The sequence below is a fragment of the Pseudoalteromonas sp. APC 3495 genome (assembly GCF_030407645.1).
Classification (GTDB): Bacteria; Pseudomonadota; Gammaproteobacteria; order Enterobacterales; family Alteromonadaceae; genus Pseudoalteromonas; species Pseudoalteromonas tetraodonis.
Window position 1 is genome coordinate 26,041 of the sequence record NZ_JASDDA010000007.1, and the last position, 14,638, is coordinate 40,678.

11 protein-coding genes, 1 pseudogene and 1 riboswitch are annotated in these 14,638 nt (G+C 36.3%); of the genes and pseudogenes, 3 read left to right on the forward strand and 9 right to left on the reverse strand.

What is annotated here, in order from left to right; genetic code table 11:
• Positions 1-101 precede the first annotated feature (101 nt).
• From QL984_RS04385 to QL984_RS18465, 5 genes and pseudogenes are all read right to left on the reverse strand, one after another.
• Entirely contained in the window at positions 102-584 is a 483-nt protein-coding gene (locus tag QL984_RS04385) for a hypothetical protein (RefSeq protein ID WP_290172014.1), read from the reverse strand.
• 370 nt (positions 585-954) lie between these two features.
• Positions 955-1,854 (reverse strand): radical SAM protein, encoded by a 900-nt coding sequence (locus tag QL984_RS04390; protein WP_290172015.1) that lies wholly within the window; start codon positions 1,852-1,854, stop codon positions 955-957.
• Entirely contained in the window at positions 1,855-2,577 is a 723-nt protein-coding gene (locus tag QL984_RS04395; protein WP_290172016.1) for a hypothetical protein, read from the reverse strand.
• 111 nt (positions 2,578-2,688) lie between these two features.
• Positions 2,689-3,276, reverse strand: a complete 588-nt coding sequence (locus QL984_RS04400) for an SLATT domain-containing protein (RefSeq protein ID WP_290172017.1) — start codon at positions 3,274-3,276, stop codon at positions 2,689-2,691.
• A gap of 302 nt (positions 3,277-3,578) precedes the next feature.
• Positions 3,579-3,920, reverse strand: a pseudogene (locus QL984_RS18465) (hypothetical protein); the annotation flags it as partial.
• Positions 3,921-4,250: 330 nt separating this feature from the next.
• Between QL984_RS18465 and QL984_RS04405 the strand changes: the two are divergent.
• Entirely contained in the window at positions 4,251-5,876 is a 1,626-nt protein-coding gene (locus QL984_RS04405) for a methyl-accepting chemotaxis protein (RefSeq protein WP_290172018.1), read from the forward strand.
• A gap of 95 nt (positions 5,877-5,971) precedes the next feature.
• Here the strand turns inward: QL984_RS04405 and QL984_RS04410 are convergent, their stop codons facing one another.
• Positions 5,972-6,283: a hypothetical protein gene (locus tag QL984_RS04410; RefSeq protein ID WP_013463090.1), complete on the reverse strand. Its 312-nt coding sequence runs from the start codon at positions 6,281-6,283 to the stop codon at positions 5,972-5,974.
• Between the two features lie 178 nt (positions 6,284-6,461).
• Positions 6,462-6,563: riboswitch (yybP-ykoY riboswitch) on the forward strand.
• Positions 6,564-6,647: 84 nt separating this feature from the next.
• Between QL984_RS04410 and QL984_RS04415 the strand changes: the two genes are divergently transcribed.
• A complete protein-coding gene (locus tag QL984_RS04415) occupies positions 6,648-7,205 on the forward strand; it encodes a TMEM165/GDT1 family protein (RefSeq protein WP_013463089.1) in 558 nt (185 codons plus the stop codon).
• Positions 7,206-7,311: 106 nt separating this feature from the next.
• Here the strand turns inward: QL984_RS04415 and QL984_RS04420 are convergent, their stop codons facing one another.
• The 3 genes from QL984_RS04420 to QL984_RS04430 all read right to left on the reverse strand — a co-directional run bounded on the left by QL984_RS04420 (position 7,312) and on the right by QL984_RS04430 (position 9,971).
• Entirely contained in the window at positions 7,312-7,836 is a 525-nt protein-coding gene (locus QL984_RS04420) for a DUF6436 domain-containing protein (RefSeq protein ID WP_013463088.1), read from the reverse strand.
• Positions 7,820-9,286, reverse strand: a complete 1,467-nt coding sequence (locus tag QL984_RS04425) for a methyl-accepting chemotaxis protein (protein WP_024601071.1) — start codon at positions 9,284-9,286, stop codon at positions 7,820-7,822. The genes QL984_RS04420 and QL984_RS04425 overlap by 17 nt, the downstream gene beginning before the upstream one ends.
• Positions 9,287-9,416: 130 nt before the next feature.
• Complete coding sequence (locus QL984_RS04430) at positions 9,417-9,971, reverse strand: isochorismatase family protein (protein ID WP_013463086.1); 555 nt, start codon at positions 9,969-9,971, stop codon at positions 9,417-9,419.
• 158 nt (positions 9,972-10,129) lie between these two features.
• On the opposite strand from QL984_RS04430, the gene QL984_RS04435 reads away from it, so the two are divergent.
• Positions 10,130-14,629: an EAL domain-containing protein gene (locus QL984_RS04435; protein WP_024601072.1), complete on the forward strand. Its 4,500-nt coding sequence runs from the start codon at positions 10,130-10,132 to the stop codon at positions 14,627-14,629.
• Positions 14,630-14,638 lie beyond the last annotated feature (9 nt).

Here is a 14,638-nt window from a genome sequence, read left to right on the forward strand (position 1 = left end):
GCATAACGCCTTGCTAAGCGGCGTGAAACAGTTGGCTAAACTTGCGAGGTACGAGCGTGAGCCAACTGTTATCACGTCCGTTTAAGCAACTTGTTAAGCTATTATTTTGCAATGAAGCTAAATGTAGTCGTAGGCACAACACCATCTTGTAAAATACTATCCTCCTTGACTATATATTTTACCTGTGTTTTTTCATCTCTTTCTAATGCAGTAACAGTAACAACCCCATTTTTAAAATTAATGTCTTTTATGCCACCGCAAGCATTTAAGGAAGGGCTAAAACTAACTTCATTTTTGTTAACTTTGACTATCGATATAACCTTTAGGCAGCCACTGCCACCAGTATAACCACTCACAGAAATATAATTAGTATTGTTATAATTTCCAAGTAACTTACCCTCAACACCTAGCCAAGAGCTTTTACCAACCACTTTGCCCTCTAATTTATAGGTTTGCTCTTTTTCATAGTAGTCATTTTCTTTTTCAGTGATTGAAAATATCCCTGAGCTTGTAGGTATATTTTCAGCGGAGTTTGCAAAAGAGGTTAAAAGTAGAGTAGATATCAGAATGCTTTTTCTAAACATTTTTATTTCCATATAGGTTGATTAATTATACAGGCTAGAAAAATAGCCTAACAACTTAATCAGAGGACGCTTTCTTTTTTTAGCGCGAAAACGTCCTTATTTTGTAAACTTACATTAATAGCAAATAGTTTAAGTCATTGCCAGCTATAAATATTATGCTTTGTGTTATTTATATAAGCATGTAAAAAAGAGGAAAGTGTCCTCTTATTTTTATTAAGTTAATAACAACTAACCTCAGTGACGGCTCATCGCTCCAAGCCGAACTTCGTCAATGTGCCAAAAGCGGTCGTTGGTAATACCTCAATAATAAGTTGTTAGTAAAGGTTGGCTAGAATGAGTTACGCCTTGCCAACCACAACTTATTTCTTTGCTATTTTTTTTCGCATACACCACACTTAATACAGTAGCCATGAGGGTCTTCATTTATATAATCAGCAGGATTTGGGATATTAAGGATGTATGAATTAACACAACTAGACTTTTTAAATGCCTTGATGCCAGACTTTTCAAGTAGAGAAGAAAACTCTAGCATCTTACGTGAAATATTAATTTCGTAAGATTCACCAGAAGTACAATCTAAAACCTGTTTATCACCACTAATCTCTATTTTCAAAGAGGCATCAGGCAACTTAAAAAGCTGAGCTTTAATTATTTCGTCAACGAATAGATCACCAACCACACAATGCTCTACGCCAAATTTATTAAAAACCTTAATAAAACTATTAATCTCAAGATCAGTAATACCTGATAAGAATGGTTTGACCATTACATTTGTTGATACTCCGTTATCTCTTAATTTTTTTATACTCTTGAGCCTTAATTCAGGCTTATCAGCATAAGGCTCAATTTCCCTGCTTCTACTAAGAGTGCTAACAGACGTTGAATAAAGTATTTGCCCAGCATAAGAATTACATTTCACAATACCCTCGACAACATCATCACTCAGCTCATATCGACTCATTATTTGTATTGGATTTTTTAGCTTTGCTAGCTCGCTTAGCCATTGCAACGTATGACTACACGAATGTTTACTATAACGAGGGAAAGGATCTCCCCATGCTCCAATCGATATGATTGAACCATTAACTCCTGTTTTAAACTTTTCATGAGAATGTAAGAAAATAATTGTCTCTTCTATACCAAATTCATTTCTGGAAACTTTAGTCTTATACCCTTTTGAATAAATATAACAAAATGAACACCTAGCATTGCACCCTAAGATAGGACTTATGAAAAAGCGCCCATTTTCATAATCCGGTTTTCTTAGCATTTACGAATTCCACTGAGTATTAAAGTAATTTACCCAGTACTTATAGCCCTCACCTAGTGTAAATTCATAAGAAATGGTTTGTTGACTAGATATTCCCTTAAGATAAGGACCAACATATACATGATCATCAATTCTGAAGTAAAAATCTAGCGGTAAACAATCATAAAATTTTATTTCAATACAAGGTTTTTTTATGGCTTTGTTTAAGTCTTCACACCACTTTACCAAATCTTGTATAGTTTTTTTTGTAGCACCTTTGAGTTGTCCTTCACGCTCATCAACTAATCCTAAGTTTTTTGATTCAGGGTTCAATGTTAAAATTTTAATTGTTACTTTTTTATTAATCAGCCTTTTAATTTCTTCCGTTTGTGTTTCACGAAATCCTTTTAAACCGAATGCAATAATTTCAATTTCATCCTTGCACTTTGACAATGCAACATTGGTCGATGAATTCATTTCAGCCCTAGTTTTATAAATAGCCTCAACACCCCACTTATCGATAATATCAGTTCGCCTTTTACTTCTTAGCATAAATTCAGATGTTAAATACATAATTAAATTACTGGCTAATATTGAACATGCCACACTAATTTGAATGTTCTTCCAATCATCATATTCTGCTGGAAAAAACATTGAACTGACTATCAAAACAACTGATACAAGAAATGTAATAGTCATTATTGTTTTGGTATTCCAACGTTCACGCGTTGTAGGACTGATCATGGGTATATTCCAATAAAATATTACGCCCAGATAATCGGCGTAAAATGTTGACTAAAATTAGTGGGGAATGAAACTTAGCTATTATTTGCACCACTTGAGTAGGTTGTATACCTAAACTACGCCGAATAAAACAGCGACCCAACTCGCACCAGCTAACAGTATAATAATGTATAACCAAAACTCAGATAAGTAGCGAAGGAAGAAAACTGGGCGATACCAAAATGGTGGTTGGTAATATTGAGACATATCTAGTTTAGTTCTCATAAAATCGACTTTGGTATGATTTTCATAACGACGAAGAATTTCATCGTATTCTTTATTTATATCTTTATATTCAGCATCTTCTGACGTTGAAGTTATTTTAGGATAAATACGTCTGGCTAACCCGTTAAGTTCCATTCCGCAGTTATGAATTCTTTCACCACGAACAGCAAAATTTGCAGTACTTAATATAATCGAAACAGCTAAAATAACGACCGTAAGAAGAATTTGAACAAAATCAATTAAAGTTTCATCTTGAGTGAGAGTCAGTCCAAAACCTTGCGCTAGAGGAGTTATTAACAAAAAAATTGAGGATAAAGTTATAGTCCACAAAACAGCTTTATTATGGTGTTCCAATCTTCTTTGAGCAGCAAATCTATTTTTTGTTGTTTTATTCACTCGATCGTAGAGCTCTAGATAAGGCTTACTTTCCGTCATAAAAACTTCCATTTAAATTATTATAATTAAAAACGAGCAACAGATTCGTTTTTTCTAACTCAAATCGTTTCCTCGTTCATAGTACACTTTTATCATTTATCTTAACTAATTGCTATTACTGTACATTACGTCAATTTAAAGAGTTTATCTTAAAAAAGCGAGAGCGAATCGCTCCAATAGCGAGAAGCTAGTAAATAGTTAGCTTAAACTCAACTTAGTGGGGCGTCCACTCATCGCTCTATGCCGAATTTGGGCTCAGTGCCATAAGCAGACATTGATAACGACAGCTCTGACTATCTTTGTTAAGCATGCCCAGATATAGAGGATAGATAGGATATTCCATTTTCTACCCTTGTTTTAATTGCCATTAGTTTATCGATACCAAATCGCCCTGACGAACCGTGGGTTCCATCATTGAATACTCGAAAAAGACTCAATACGTTTTTAACATCTTCGTCAACAAAATCCACTGCTACACCACTTATTATTCCAGATTTCTCTAAAAGAAACTTAACCTTCTCTCGCCTTGTAGGCAGTCCTTTATCCGTTTTATCACAGTCTGGACTTCGAGATAAAACAGACTCGTCAGGAGCATTTATATCTAGAATTTGAACAAATACTTCCCTTGCACTTGTGCAAAAGTGCCTAGCCGCGTCAGTAAGCCAATGGGGTCAAATCTTGACTTCAGACATTAAAATTCTTAACTGATCGCTTTTCGCTCTAAGCGGCAGGTAGAATATCAACAGAATTTGCTTGGCGTCTTGCAAACAATGGCAAACTTACCTACCCCCCTATCTGCAGTAACAATAATAAAGATTGATTGGATTATGCGAGTAAAAGCTTTTTGAAATGAGACTTGAGTTATTAACTTAAAGCGCAAGAATTATAAACCCTGAATAATTTTCATATAAAAATTCAGTAAAATTTTTTATCCATATTATACTTTTTTATTATTGCTGTAATTTTGGATAACTATGTTAAACAATTATTCTGTGCGTACCCGTTTAGCCGTGCTTGCATTGCTACCAATTATGATTTTTTTAATTACATCGTTTTTTTCAATAAACACAATGGGAAGGTTAGTAGCAGAAATTGATAGTTTATACGACGACCGTGTCGTACCACTGAAGCAAATTAAACATGTGTCTGATAATTACGCTGTAAATATTGTTGACTTACTTCACAAGTATCGTGCTGAGTCTATTACCAAATCAGCGCTTTTGGCGAATATTAATGATGCTAGAAATACGGCTGATAATGAATGGAAAGCCTACCTGAGCACACAGCTAACAGCTGAAGAAAAGCGCTTAGTAGATAACGTTGAAAGCAAACTAAAGCCCGTGCTTACGCACTTAAATAATTTGATTTTAAGCATTAATAGTGGTGAATTTTTATCACTACCACAAAAGCAATTTGTTTATGAGCTTTACCAACTCTTTGATCCGCTGAGTGCCAGCTACCAAGCTTTAATTGATTTACAACTTAAAGAAGCAAGTGATTTTAAAGTTAAAGCTGATGAGAATTATCAATTTATAAAATTGATAATGAGTGTGACAATCGCGATATTGATTTTACTGTTACTGATTGTTGCTTACTTTATTTATTCTTCGATACAAAATCCATTAATGTCATTACGCGATACCATAACGCACATTGCGACCAATGCTGATTTAACAGCTCGTGCTGAGGTTCAAGGTAAGGATGAGATTGCAGATACCGCATCTAACTTTAATGATATGCTACTTCGGATCCAAGGTTTAGTAAAAGATATGGCAGGCGCAACGCTGACACTTGCCTCTGCAGCTGAAGAAATGAACTCTATTAGTATTCAGGTTGCCAGTACAGCAACGCAGCAAGAGCAACAATCGGCTATGATTGCAACTGCAATTACTCAAATGAGCAGTGCAATAGAACAAGTTGCTCAAAACGCGCAAACAACCTCCGACAAGGCAACAAGTGCCGACATTAAGGCAGGCCAAGGGCAACAAGCTGTTGCTGATAATATAGAGTCAATAAATACGCTTTCAACTTTAGTTAATACTAATACGCAGCTCATTACAGATCTAAATACACAAACCAATGATATAAACCAAGTTGTTATGATGATTCAAAGCGTTGCTGAGCAAACTAACTTGTTAGCTCTAAATGCAGCTATTGAAGCAGCAAGAGCTGGCGATTCTGGTCGTGGTTTTGCCGTTGTAGCCGATGAGGTAAGGCAACTTGCCCACAATACTCAAAAGGCAACCGCTAGCATTAATGAAATGATCACTAAACTACAAGGCATGGCTCAGCAAGCTGTTAATGCCATGGGTAACGCTGAAAGCAGCGCTAAAGAGAGTGTTGAGCATGCTAATTATTCTTCGCAGGTGCTCAGCGAAATTAACCGTGAAGTTACTGAAATTGCAGATATGAATACTCAAATATCAACCGCAACTCAGGAGCAAAAAATGGTCGCAAATGAGCTAAGCAGTAATATTAATGAGTTTAGCGCGAGTATCACGTCGGTTAGCGAAAGCTCACAGCAAAATGCACAGGCATCGCAAGAACTCGCACAGCTTGCGGCAATGCTACAAGGGCAAGTTAATGTATTTAAAGTTTAGGTACTTTCATTTTGCCGCATGTTAGGAGTTATACCTTAAATGAAAGCCTTATTTGCCATCAATTAAAATTATTAATTGATGGCATGCTTGTTACTTTAAGCACTCGTTTGATTTGACAATATATTTATCCAATCACTGGGGTTTGAGAGTATAAACTGATACGAGCTGCCATCTTGCGTGAAAACCTCTATCGCATCAGCTGTTATTGGAACAAGGCCTGCGCCTTTGCCTTTACATTCAACCACTTTTAAAATTGTATCACGGGCAATTGTATATGGTTCTAACCCTAATTTTTCATTAAAAGGTTCAAAATTTAAGTCGGTTTGCGTAATCCAAAACTTTCCGTCCGCTTTCATAACTCCATTTTGAATGGTTGCCATTGTTGATTTAACGACAGTTGATTGCATATTTAAATTCCTTTACACGTGAATATAATTTCAAATTGTTCAACTTCCTTCTGTTTATTATTACAGCTAACTTGATAGCCAAAAGCAAGTTTATTTGTGCACTAACGACACAAAGCCACCTTTTAAATTTAAAAGTTACCCGTATATATTTACCTACTTTAAACTTTGTGGAATAATCGCTGCTCTCTTAGGGGAGTAGCCCGCTCAGTAATGAGTAAACTTATCAACATAATTGCACCTCATGTGCATGGTAAGTTTGTAATGTTGTAGCAAGCGTTATCGGCGAGACCTAGGTAGACACTATCCTCATGGCGGGAGATAGCTGTTTGCCTTGGTTTAGTCTTCCCGCCTGAAGATTATATTAATGGATATTTTTTTAACCTCTACCGTCACTGTTGCCCTTGCTGAAATAGGCGATAAAACCCAGCTTTTATCTTTACTATTAGCTGCTCGCTTTCATAATAAAATTGCACTTATTTTAGGCATTCTCGCTGCTACTATTATTAATCATGGTTTATCTGCATGGTTTGGTGATTGGCTAAGCGGAAACTTTGCCGTCGAATACTTACCTTGGATAGTCAATATAAGCTTTATTGTGGTAGGGCTGTGGCTACTTATTCCAGATAAAGATGAAGAAGTGAGCCATAAATACGACCGCTATGGTGCATTTTTAGTGGCCTTAATCTTATTTTTTATTGCTGAAATTGGGGACAAAACACAAATTGCAACCGTGTTGCTCGGTGCACAATATCAATCAGTACTTTGGGTTACGGTGGGTACTACAGTAGGCATGTTAATTGCCAATGTCCCTGTTATTTATGCCGGTAAGGCGTTACTAAAAAGAATTCCATTAAATACCGTAAGAGCGATAGCAGCCAGTGTTTTTGTACTGTTGGGTATTTATGGTTTAGTGACTATATAATGATTAAATAACGTTTAAATCACTCTTTAATCGTTAAACAATAAAAAGCGCTTACCTACTTTTATACAAGTTAGTTGTAAGCGCTTTTTATATAAGGGTATATGATTTAGGCGTTATTTACACAATAGCAGCCTTTTGTATCCGCTATTAATAATGATGAGTTAAATCCGGCCTGTAAATTACTAATAACGGTTTCCACAAAGCCACTACCTTGAGAGCATGCCAGCCCTTCAGATAAAGGCCCTGCATAAACAAACTCACCATTTTTATCAATTAAAACGGCGGCAGGTGTGGCAGGGATCACTGACTTTAACTCATTATTTAATACAAAATTTTGCACTTCAACCCCTTGGTTTGTAGCAAAGCGTTGCAGGGCTGATAAATGAGGCTGTGCTTGAATTGTACAGCCGCAATTTTCTTGCGTAATAATCACAAGTTGAGCACTGTCTTTGTTTTGCCACAGTACTTGGTTTTTAAATTGCGAAAACCAGTTTTGCTGTTTAAGCATATTACCCTCATCAAAGGGCTTTAGCTGCCCTAGCTGAAAGTAAACAAGTGCCGACACAACAAAAGCAAGCCATATACAAATTAAGCTAATGGTGAAATAACGAGACTTACTTAAATTTTGCAATACTTTGCTCTAATACATCAATACTTACGTCTATCAGCTGCACTTTAGCCGTTAACTGCTCAACTATTTTAGTCTCTTGATACTGATTTTGGCGCATTTGATCTGTACTCATTGCTATTTGCTCTGTATTTCCAGCCTGTTCGGCAACCACTTGAGCTACTGAGTTAGTGCTGGCAGATACCGCTTGAATTTGATCACTCATTGACGAAATATTCTCTTTCATCGTTGCGCTTATTTTTGTTAAATCAACCACAAATTCTACACATTGATTCATCGACTGAGTTGACGTGCGACTATTATTTACCAGATCTGTAAGCGTAGACGCTATTTTGGTTGTTGTTGCTTGGCTGCTATTTGCAAGCGAGCGTACTTCATCGGCAACAACAGCAAACCCTCGGCCATGCTCACCCGCTCGTGCGGCCTCTATTGCAGCATTAAGGGCTAATAAATTAGTTTGGTCGGCTATGCCTGAAATTTCATTGAGTAAACTAGTAATAACATCCCCAGCGGCCACTAAATGGCTTAACTGCTCTTCAGTGTTTGTTAACAAGGTGAGTAGCTCGGTGCTTTTTCTGTCGGTTTGTAATACTTCCTCCAGCGCAACATTGGCTGATTCAGTAATGCTATTAACTTGTTGTTTTAAAGTATCGCTTTCTTGTTCAACTAACTTAAAACCATGCGCAACTTGTGCGCCTGAATTAGCAATATCATCTGTTTGCGCGTTTCGTTGCTGCGCGCTATTGGCTAACTCATCATGAACATGAATAAGCTCTTTAGAGTTATTTTTTAAAGAGTCTGACTGAACTTGAACTTGCTTAATCACATCTGATAAGTACTCAAGCAAAGTATTAAAACCAACTACCGCTTTGCTTGTTGTGTCATCTGCTCGCATAGAAAGCTTAACTTGATTTGGATCTTGCATTATTTGCTCTGTGGCATAACTTAACGATAGACCCGCACGGCGTTCGCGATTTAATGTTACGGCAATAAAACCAGCTACAAGCGCTTCCACAATGGCATACGCTGCGTGAATAAGCACTGTTGAAAAGGCAAGTCGGTCTGGATCAAATACGTAAAAACCAGTATTTTGTGTTTGCAAATAGTAAAAAGATAAATGGTGTATAGCTACAAACACAATAGCGGTAATAAACACTCGCCACTCTATGAACATTATTAGCATGGCTAAGAAAATGAATATTTCGAAATGCACTTCGATAAGGCCATAGGCTTGTTGAATATGTAAAAATGAAAACATCATAATTGCAGCCGCAACAACATGCGGTGTCATTTTGCTATCGGGTTGGGTTTTTAAAAGCCAAATGGGGAGCAAACATAACGGTAAGCCGACAAGAAATGCTTCTGTCAGGGTGCCAAAATAAAGACCAATACCTATAGACTCAATAAACAAAAGACTAAAAATAATTGTGAATAACCGACTTACACTAGACATAAAAACCTTAAATTAATTGTGTTCTAATTTAAACACGTTCAGCTGATATTTAAACTCAAAACAGCTAGCTATTTATTATTTCAAATCAAACAAAGTACAAATTATTTGATTTAAAACCGTTTTTAATGCGCTACTTAACAATTGGTAGTATTTGTTTAAAGGTAGACGTCCCTGCTTTTGTTGTCCATTGAAATATGATGGTCTCTACACAAGAGACTATAGCACCGGCTTGACGAAGCTGTTCTAGTGCAATAGCTTTGTGCTCTGTGTTTCTTGATGCTACTGCATCAGCTGCCACAGTGACCGCATAACCCTGCTGTAATAAATCTAAGCATGTTTGTAACACACAAACGTGCGCTTCAGTGCCAATTACAACTATATGTGGGCGATTTAATTGCGCAAGAATATCTAAAAACCCCTCTTGTGCACAGGCACTAAAGTTAATTTTTTCAAAATAGCGTGTATTAGGTAACACAGATTTTATTTTCTCATCACTTTCACCTAGTCCTTTTTTATAATGTTCTGTAATTATTGAAGGAATTTGATGAATAGCACTTGCTTTTGCTAACTGCAGAGCACAATCTAGCGTGTCATTAAACGAAGCAATCGCTGGTGCTAACTTACTTTGTAAGTCGATAACTAAAAGTATACTGTGCTCTGCTTTAATATTTCCTGCGTAATTCATACTATGTCCTTACGTTATAACTAGATTAACCTTGTAACAAACAACAAAAACACAACAAACAGTTTACATTTAATGCTTTTTGTAATTTTTGAATTAAACTCATGTTATATTACGCCAATATTTAATACCAACCTTGTTCGTTGTAAGGGTAAGTGCTTTTGAGTAAGTTTTTCTTTATTGTTTATATGTTTTTATTTGTTTGCTCGCAGCATAGCTTTGCTTCACAAACTTATTCAGAACAATTACAACGTATCACTAACAACGAACAATTGTCGCAAAGCTTTATAGTGAAATCACTCCAAGATGACATGGGCTATGTATGGATTGCTACAACTGAAGGTTTATACCGATTCGACGGATACCAAGTCACGCCTTACGAGAGCGAATTGGGTTTAAAAAATAACTACATTAATAGTATTTATAAAGCAATTGACGGCCAAATTCTGGTTAATACTCAACTTGCAGGAAGTTATTTGATTAACCCTAATACCTTGCAAGCAGAGCTAATATATTCAGGGCACTTAAACCAAAATCAAGAAAAGTTCTCTCCTGTTCAGGCCGTTGCTGAACAACCGGCGCATTTTTATTTTTCTATTGATTCGCACATCTACCGATATGGTAAAACATCAAAAGACCTAACACTCATCTCATCTTTGCCCGATGAAAATATGTTTATTAGAGCATTATCATTATACCAAAACACATTGTATATTGGTGCCGATCAGGGGCTATATGTTTATAACTTTGCCAATAACGACCTACAACAAATAACACTTAACGACATTCAAGAAGTTACAAACGATAGCAACAATGTTAAATTTTTATCCATAGATGATGAGCTTGGTTTGCTAGTTGGTACGGTTGAAGGAATGTATCGGATTGCTTTTGATGAAATTAAAAATATAAACCCTTCAGCATTAACAACTTTGATAAGTGACTATAATATTTGGGATTATATAAACACACCGTATGGTGAGTTTATTGCCACAGAAAGTGGGTTATTTGAATTCGATAGAAAAAACACAAGTATTAGCCCTATTTTAAACTTCAAAGATAGTAACTACAACGTAACAGAGAACACGATAAACGATATTATGTTTGATGAGTCGGGCTTACTCTGGTTAGGCTCTAGAACACATGGAATATTTACTTGGGCAGCACAAACAAAAAAGTTTAAAAAAATAACCTTACCTGAAAATAATATTGTAAACACTATTTACCAAGATAATAGTAAATTACTGTGGATAGGCACTGACGATGGGCTTGTTCAGTATAACTTAGAAACCCAAAAGAGTGACTTATATCTACAATCTAAAGATAGCAAAGCGGTCTATGGCCTATCGGCTATAGGTGATATTTTCCCTGCATATGGCAAAGGCGATAACTACCTATGGCTAGCAACTTTTTCCGGGCTCGATCTCTTTAATAAAGAAACAACAACATTTGAAAAAAACAAATACATTACTCAGTACAAGTTAAATACCGACTATACGTTCGGCATTGCACAAGTTGCACCCGATACTTTTGCTTATATAAACAATGATAACTTTTATATATTTAATGGTAACACAGGCGAAAACCGAGTTATTAATGGACTAAAAGAGCAGGTATCGCCCATGCTTGCATATACGTTTCATACCCCCTCTGAGGCTTTCCCTGGCGAATTACTGTTAAGTACCTCTGACACGCTTTATCGATACAACGAAGAAACAGCGACTTTAATTACTATTTTTGAATCTAAAACAGCAAAAAAAAATCTTTACCATACAGTAGAGAATTATTATTACGATGCTAAGCGAGAGCTGCTGTGGTTAGCCACCACCCAAGAAGGCTTAATTGCAGTAAACGCTAAAACATATCAGCAAGTGCATGTATTTGATAAACACAACTCATTAAATACTAACTCTATTTTTAAACTTATTGCAGATAATAAAGACTTTTTATGGATAAGTACTGATAACGGTCTTTATCAACTTAATTTAGATACGCTTAACATCACCACGTACACAATAAAAGATGGCTTAAGTAACAATCACTTTACAGCTCTAGCAGCATTAAGATTACACAACAACGAGTTAGCGTTTGGTAACCGTAGCGGCGTGCTAATGTTTGACCCAGAGCAATTTGATAATGAACAGCGAAAAATCAATAATAACTTAGCAATTACTAATATTAGTTTGTTTTCACAAGCCCTTAATTACTCCCCTTCAAAATACAGCACTGATCCATTAATGCTTAAGCACGACGATATGGGCTTAACGGTTCGGTTTTCAAATTTTGATTATAAAAATATTAATAAAACCTACTATAAAGTTGAGCTTACAGGCCCTTCGTCTTTGAGCTACAACGATTTAAAATCTAACCAGGTGTTTTTTACTAAATTACAACCTGGTGATTATATTTTGTCTGTGTCTACTCAACAGCGAAATGGAGTGATCACAAGTGACCCCATACAGTTAAAATTTAGTGTAGCTTACGCCCCTTGGCAGTCTCCTATTGCATATACTTTATATTTTATTGCTATTGCTGTTATTTTGTTTTTATTTTTCTGGCAATACCGAAGCCGTAAAATTGCAATTGAACAAGCTCACCGCGCCGCTGTGCACTCTAAAACACAAACTGAGCTGGCACTAAAAAGTAATAAAAGCGGTGTATGGAACTATAGCTTTGCAGATAACTCAGTAAATACAGATAGAGGCGCAGAGCTTGGCTACGAGAATTTACCTGAACGCATCGATATAAGTAGTTTTTTTAATATTATGCATCCTGATGAGCGTCGCAGGCTACAAAGTAAATGGAATACTTTTACAAACCAAACTAAGCAAAAACATTGGCAAGCTACTTATCGTTTACGGCACAAAGATGGGCACTGGTTATGGTTTCATGATTTGGGGCAAACTATTTATAATGAAGACACTAAAGAGCCTCTTTATGTGTCGGGTATTTTTACTAATATTACCGAGCAGCTGGCAAACGAACAACAAGCCAAGATATTAGGCGAAGCATTTAGTCAAATAAATGACTTTTTACTTATTTTAGATGAAGACCTCGTGCCATTTTCAGCCAATAACAGCTTTATGGATGTGTTTTCTGATGAAGGCAGAGAGGGGATTGTTACCTCAAAATTATTTATTAATGCCATTGGTCAAGCTAAGTGTAGAGAGTTTGCAACAATTTTAAAAGCACTTAAACCAAAAGAAAACTGGCGAACAAATGCTTATGTAAAGACCACAAAAGCTGAAAAACACCCTATTCATTTAAGTGCCACAGCCGTTGCTAATGAAAAAGATAAAGTCAGTTATTATGTTATTGTTATTACCGATTTAACAGAGCAAAAACGCGCTGAAAATGAGTTACGCTACCTTGCTAATTACGATGCGTTAACGGGCTTACCTAATCGTAGTTTAATGAATCAAAAAATCGAAAATGCCATTACAAGCGCCGCTAAAGACGATTCGCAATGCGCTGTAATATTTATAGATTTAGATAAATTTAAACCCGTCAATGACTCCTTTGGCCATGCTGTGGGTGACAAACTATTGTGCAATATTACCGAGCGAGTGAGCCAATACTTAGGTGATGACGCTACATTTGGCCGCCAAAGTGGTGATGAATTTTTAGTGTTAGTTGAAAACGTTACCTCAATGGCTTCTTTACAACACACCCTCAACGAAATGAGCAAAGAGCTGGCTAACAAGGTTATTATTGAAGACTTCGCTATTAATATATCAGCCAGTATTGGTATTGCATTGTACCCATACGATGCAACATCGACCGATGCCCTCATACGTAACGCAGATATTGCCATGATGCATGCTAAACAAGCAGGCAGAAATGGATTTCAGTTTTTTAATGAAAAAATGAATGAGCAAATTAAACAAAAGCTTATTCTTGAAAACGACTTAAAAGATGCTGCTAGGGACAATCTGTTTTTTAATCACTATCAACCTATTGTTAATACACTAGATAAAACAATAAGTGGGGTTGAATTACTCATGCGCTGGGAAAACCAAGGCAAACCGGTTTCTCCCGCTTTATTTATACCTGTTGCTGAAGAGACTGGCTTAATTGATATGTTAACTGAGCAAGCATTACAGCGTGCAATTACTGAGCTTGCTCCACTTTTGAACATTAACCCGTTGTTTTACATATCGTTAAATTTGTCTCCAAAACATATTTTAAAGGCCAACATAACGCAGCAGCTCAGCTCCATACTAGAAAAAGCACAGATAAAACCACAACAACTTCGTTTAGAAATTACAGAAAACACGCTATTAGAAGATAAATACAAAGCGGCTAAGCAACTAAAAAGCTTACAGGCTGCTGGTTTCAAACTGTATCTTGATGATTTTGGCACTGGCTATTCATCGTTAACTTATTTGAGTCAATTTCCAATTAATGTGATAAAAATAGATCAAAGCTTTGTTAATAGTATTGGCATTGATAAAGGGGATGAATCTATTATTAAAACGATTTACTCACTCGCTGAAAACTTAGAGTTATATTGTATTGCCGAGGGTGTAGAAACGCGTGAGCAGCTAGACTTCTTGCGTAATATAGGCTGTTATCAGTTACAAGGGTATTACCTTGCTCGCCCTATGAGTGCTAACGATTTAATGAGCCCGGAGTGCTTCGAAAAAATTATTGATTTGATATGAAACTAAAAG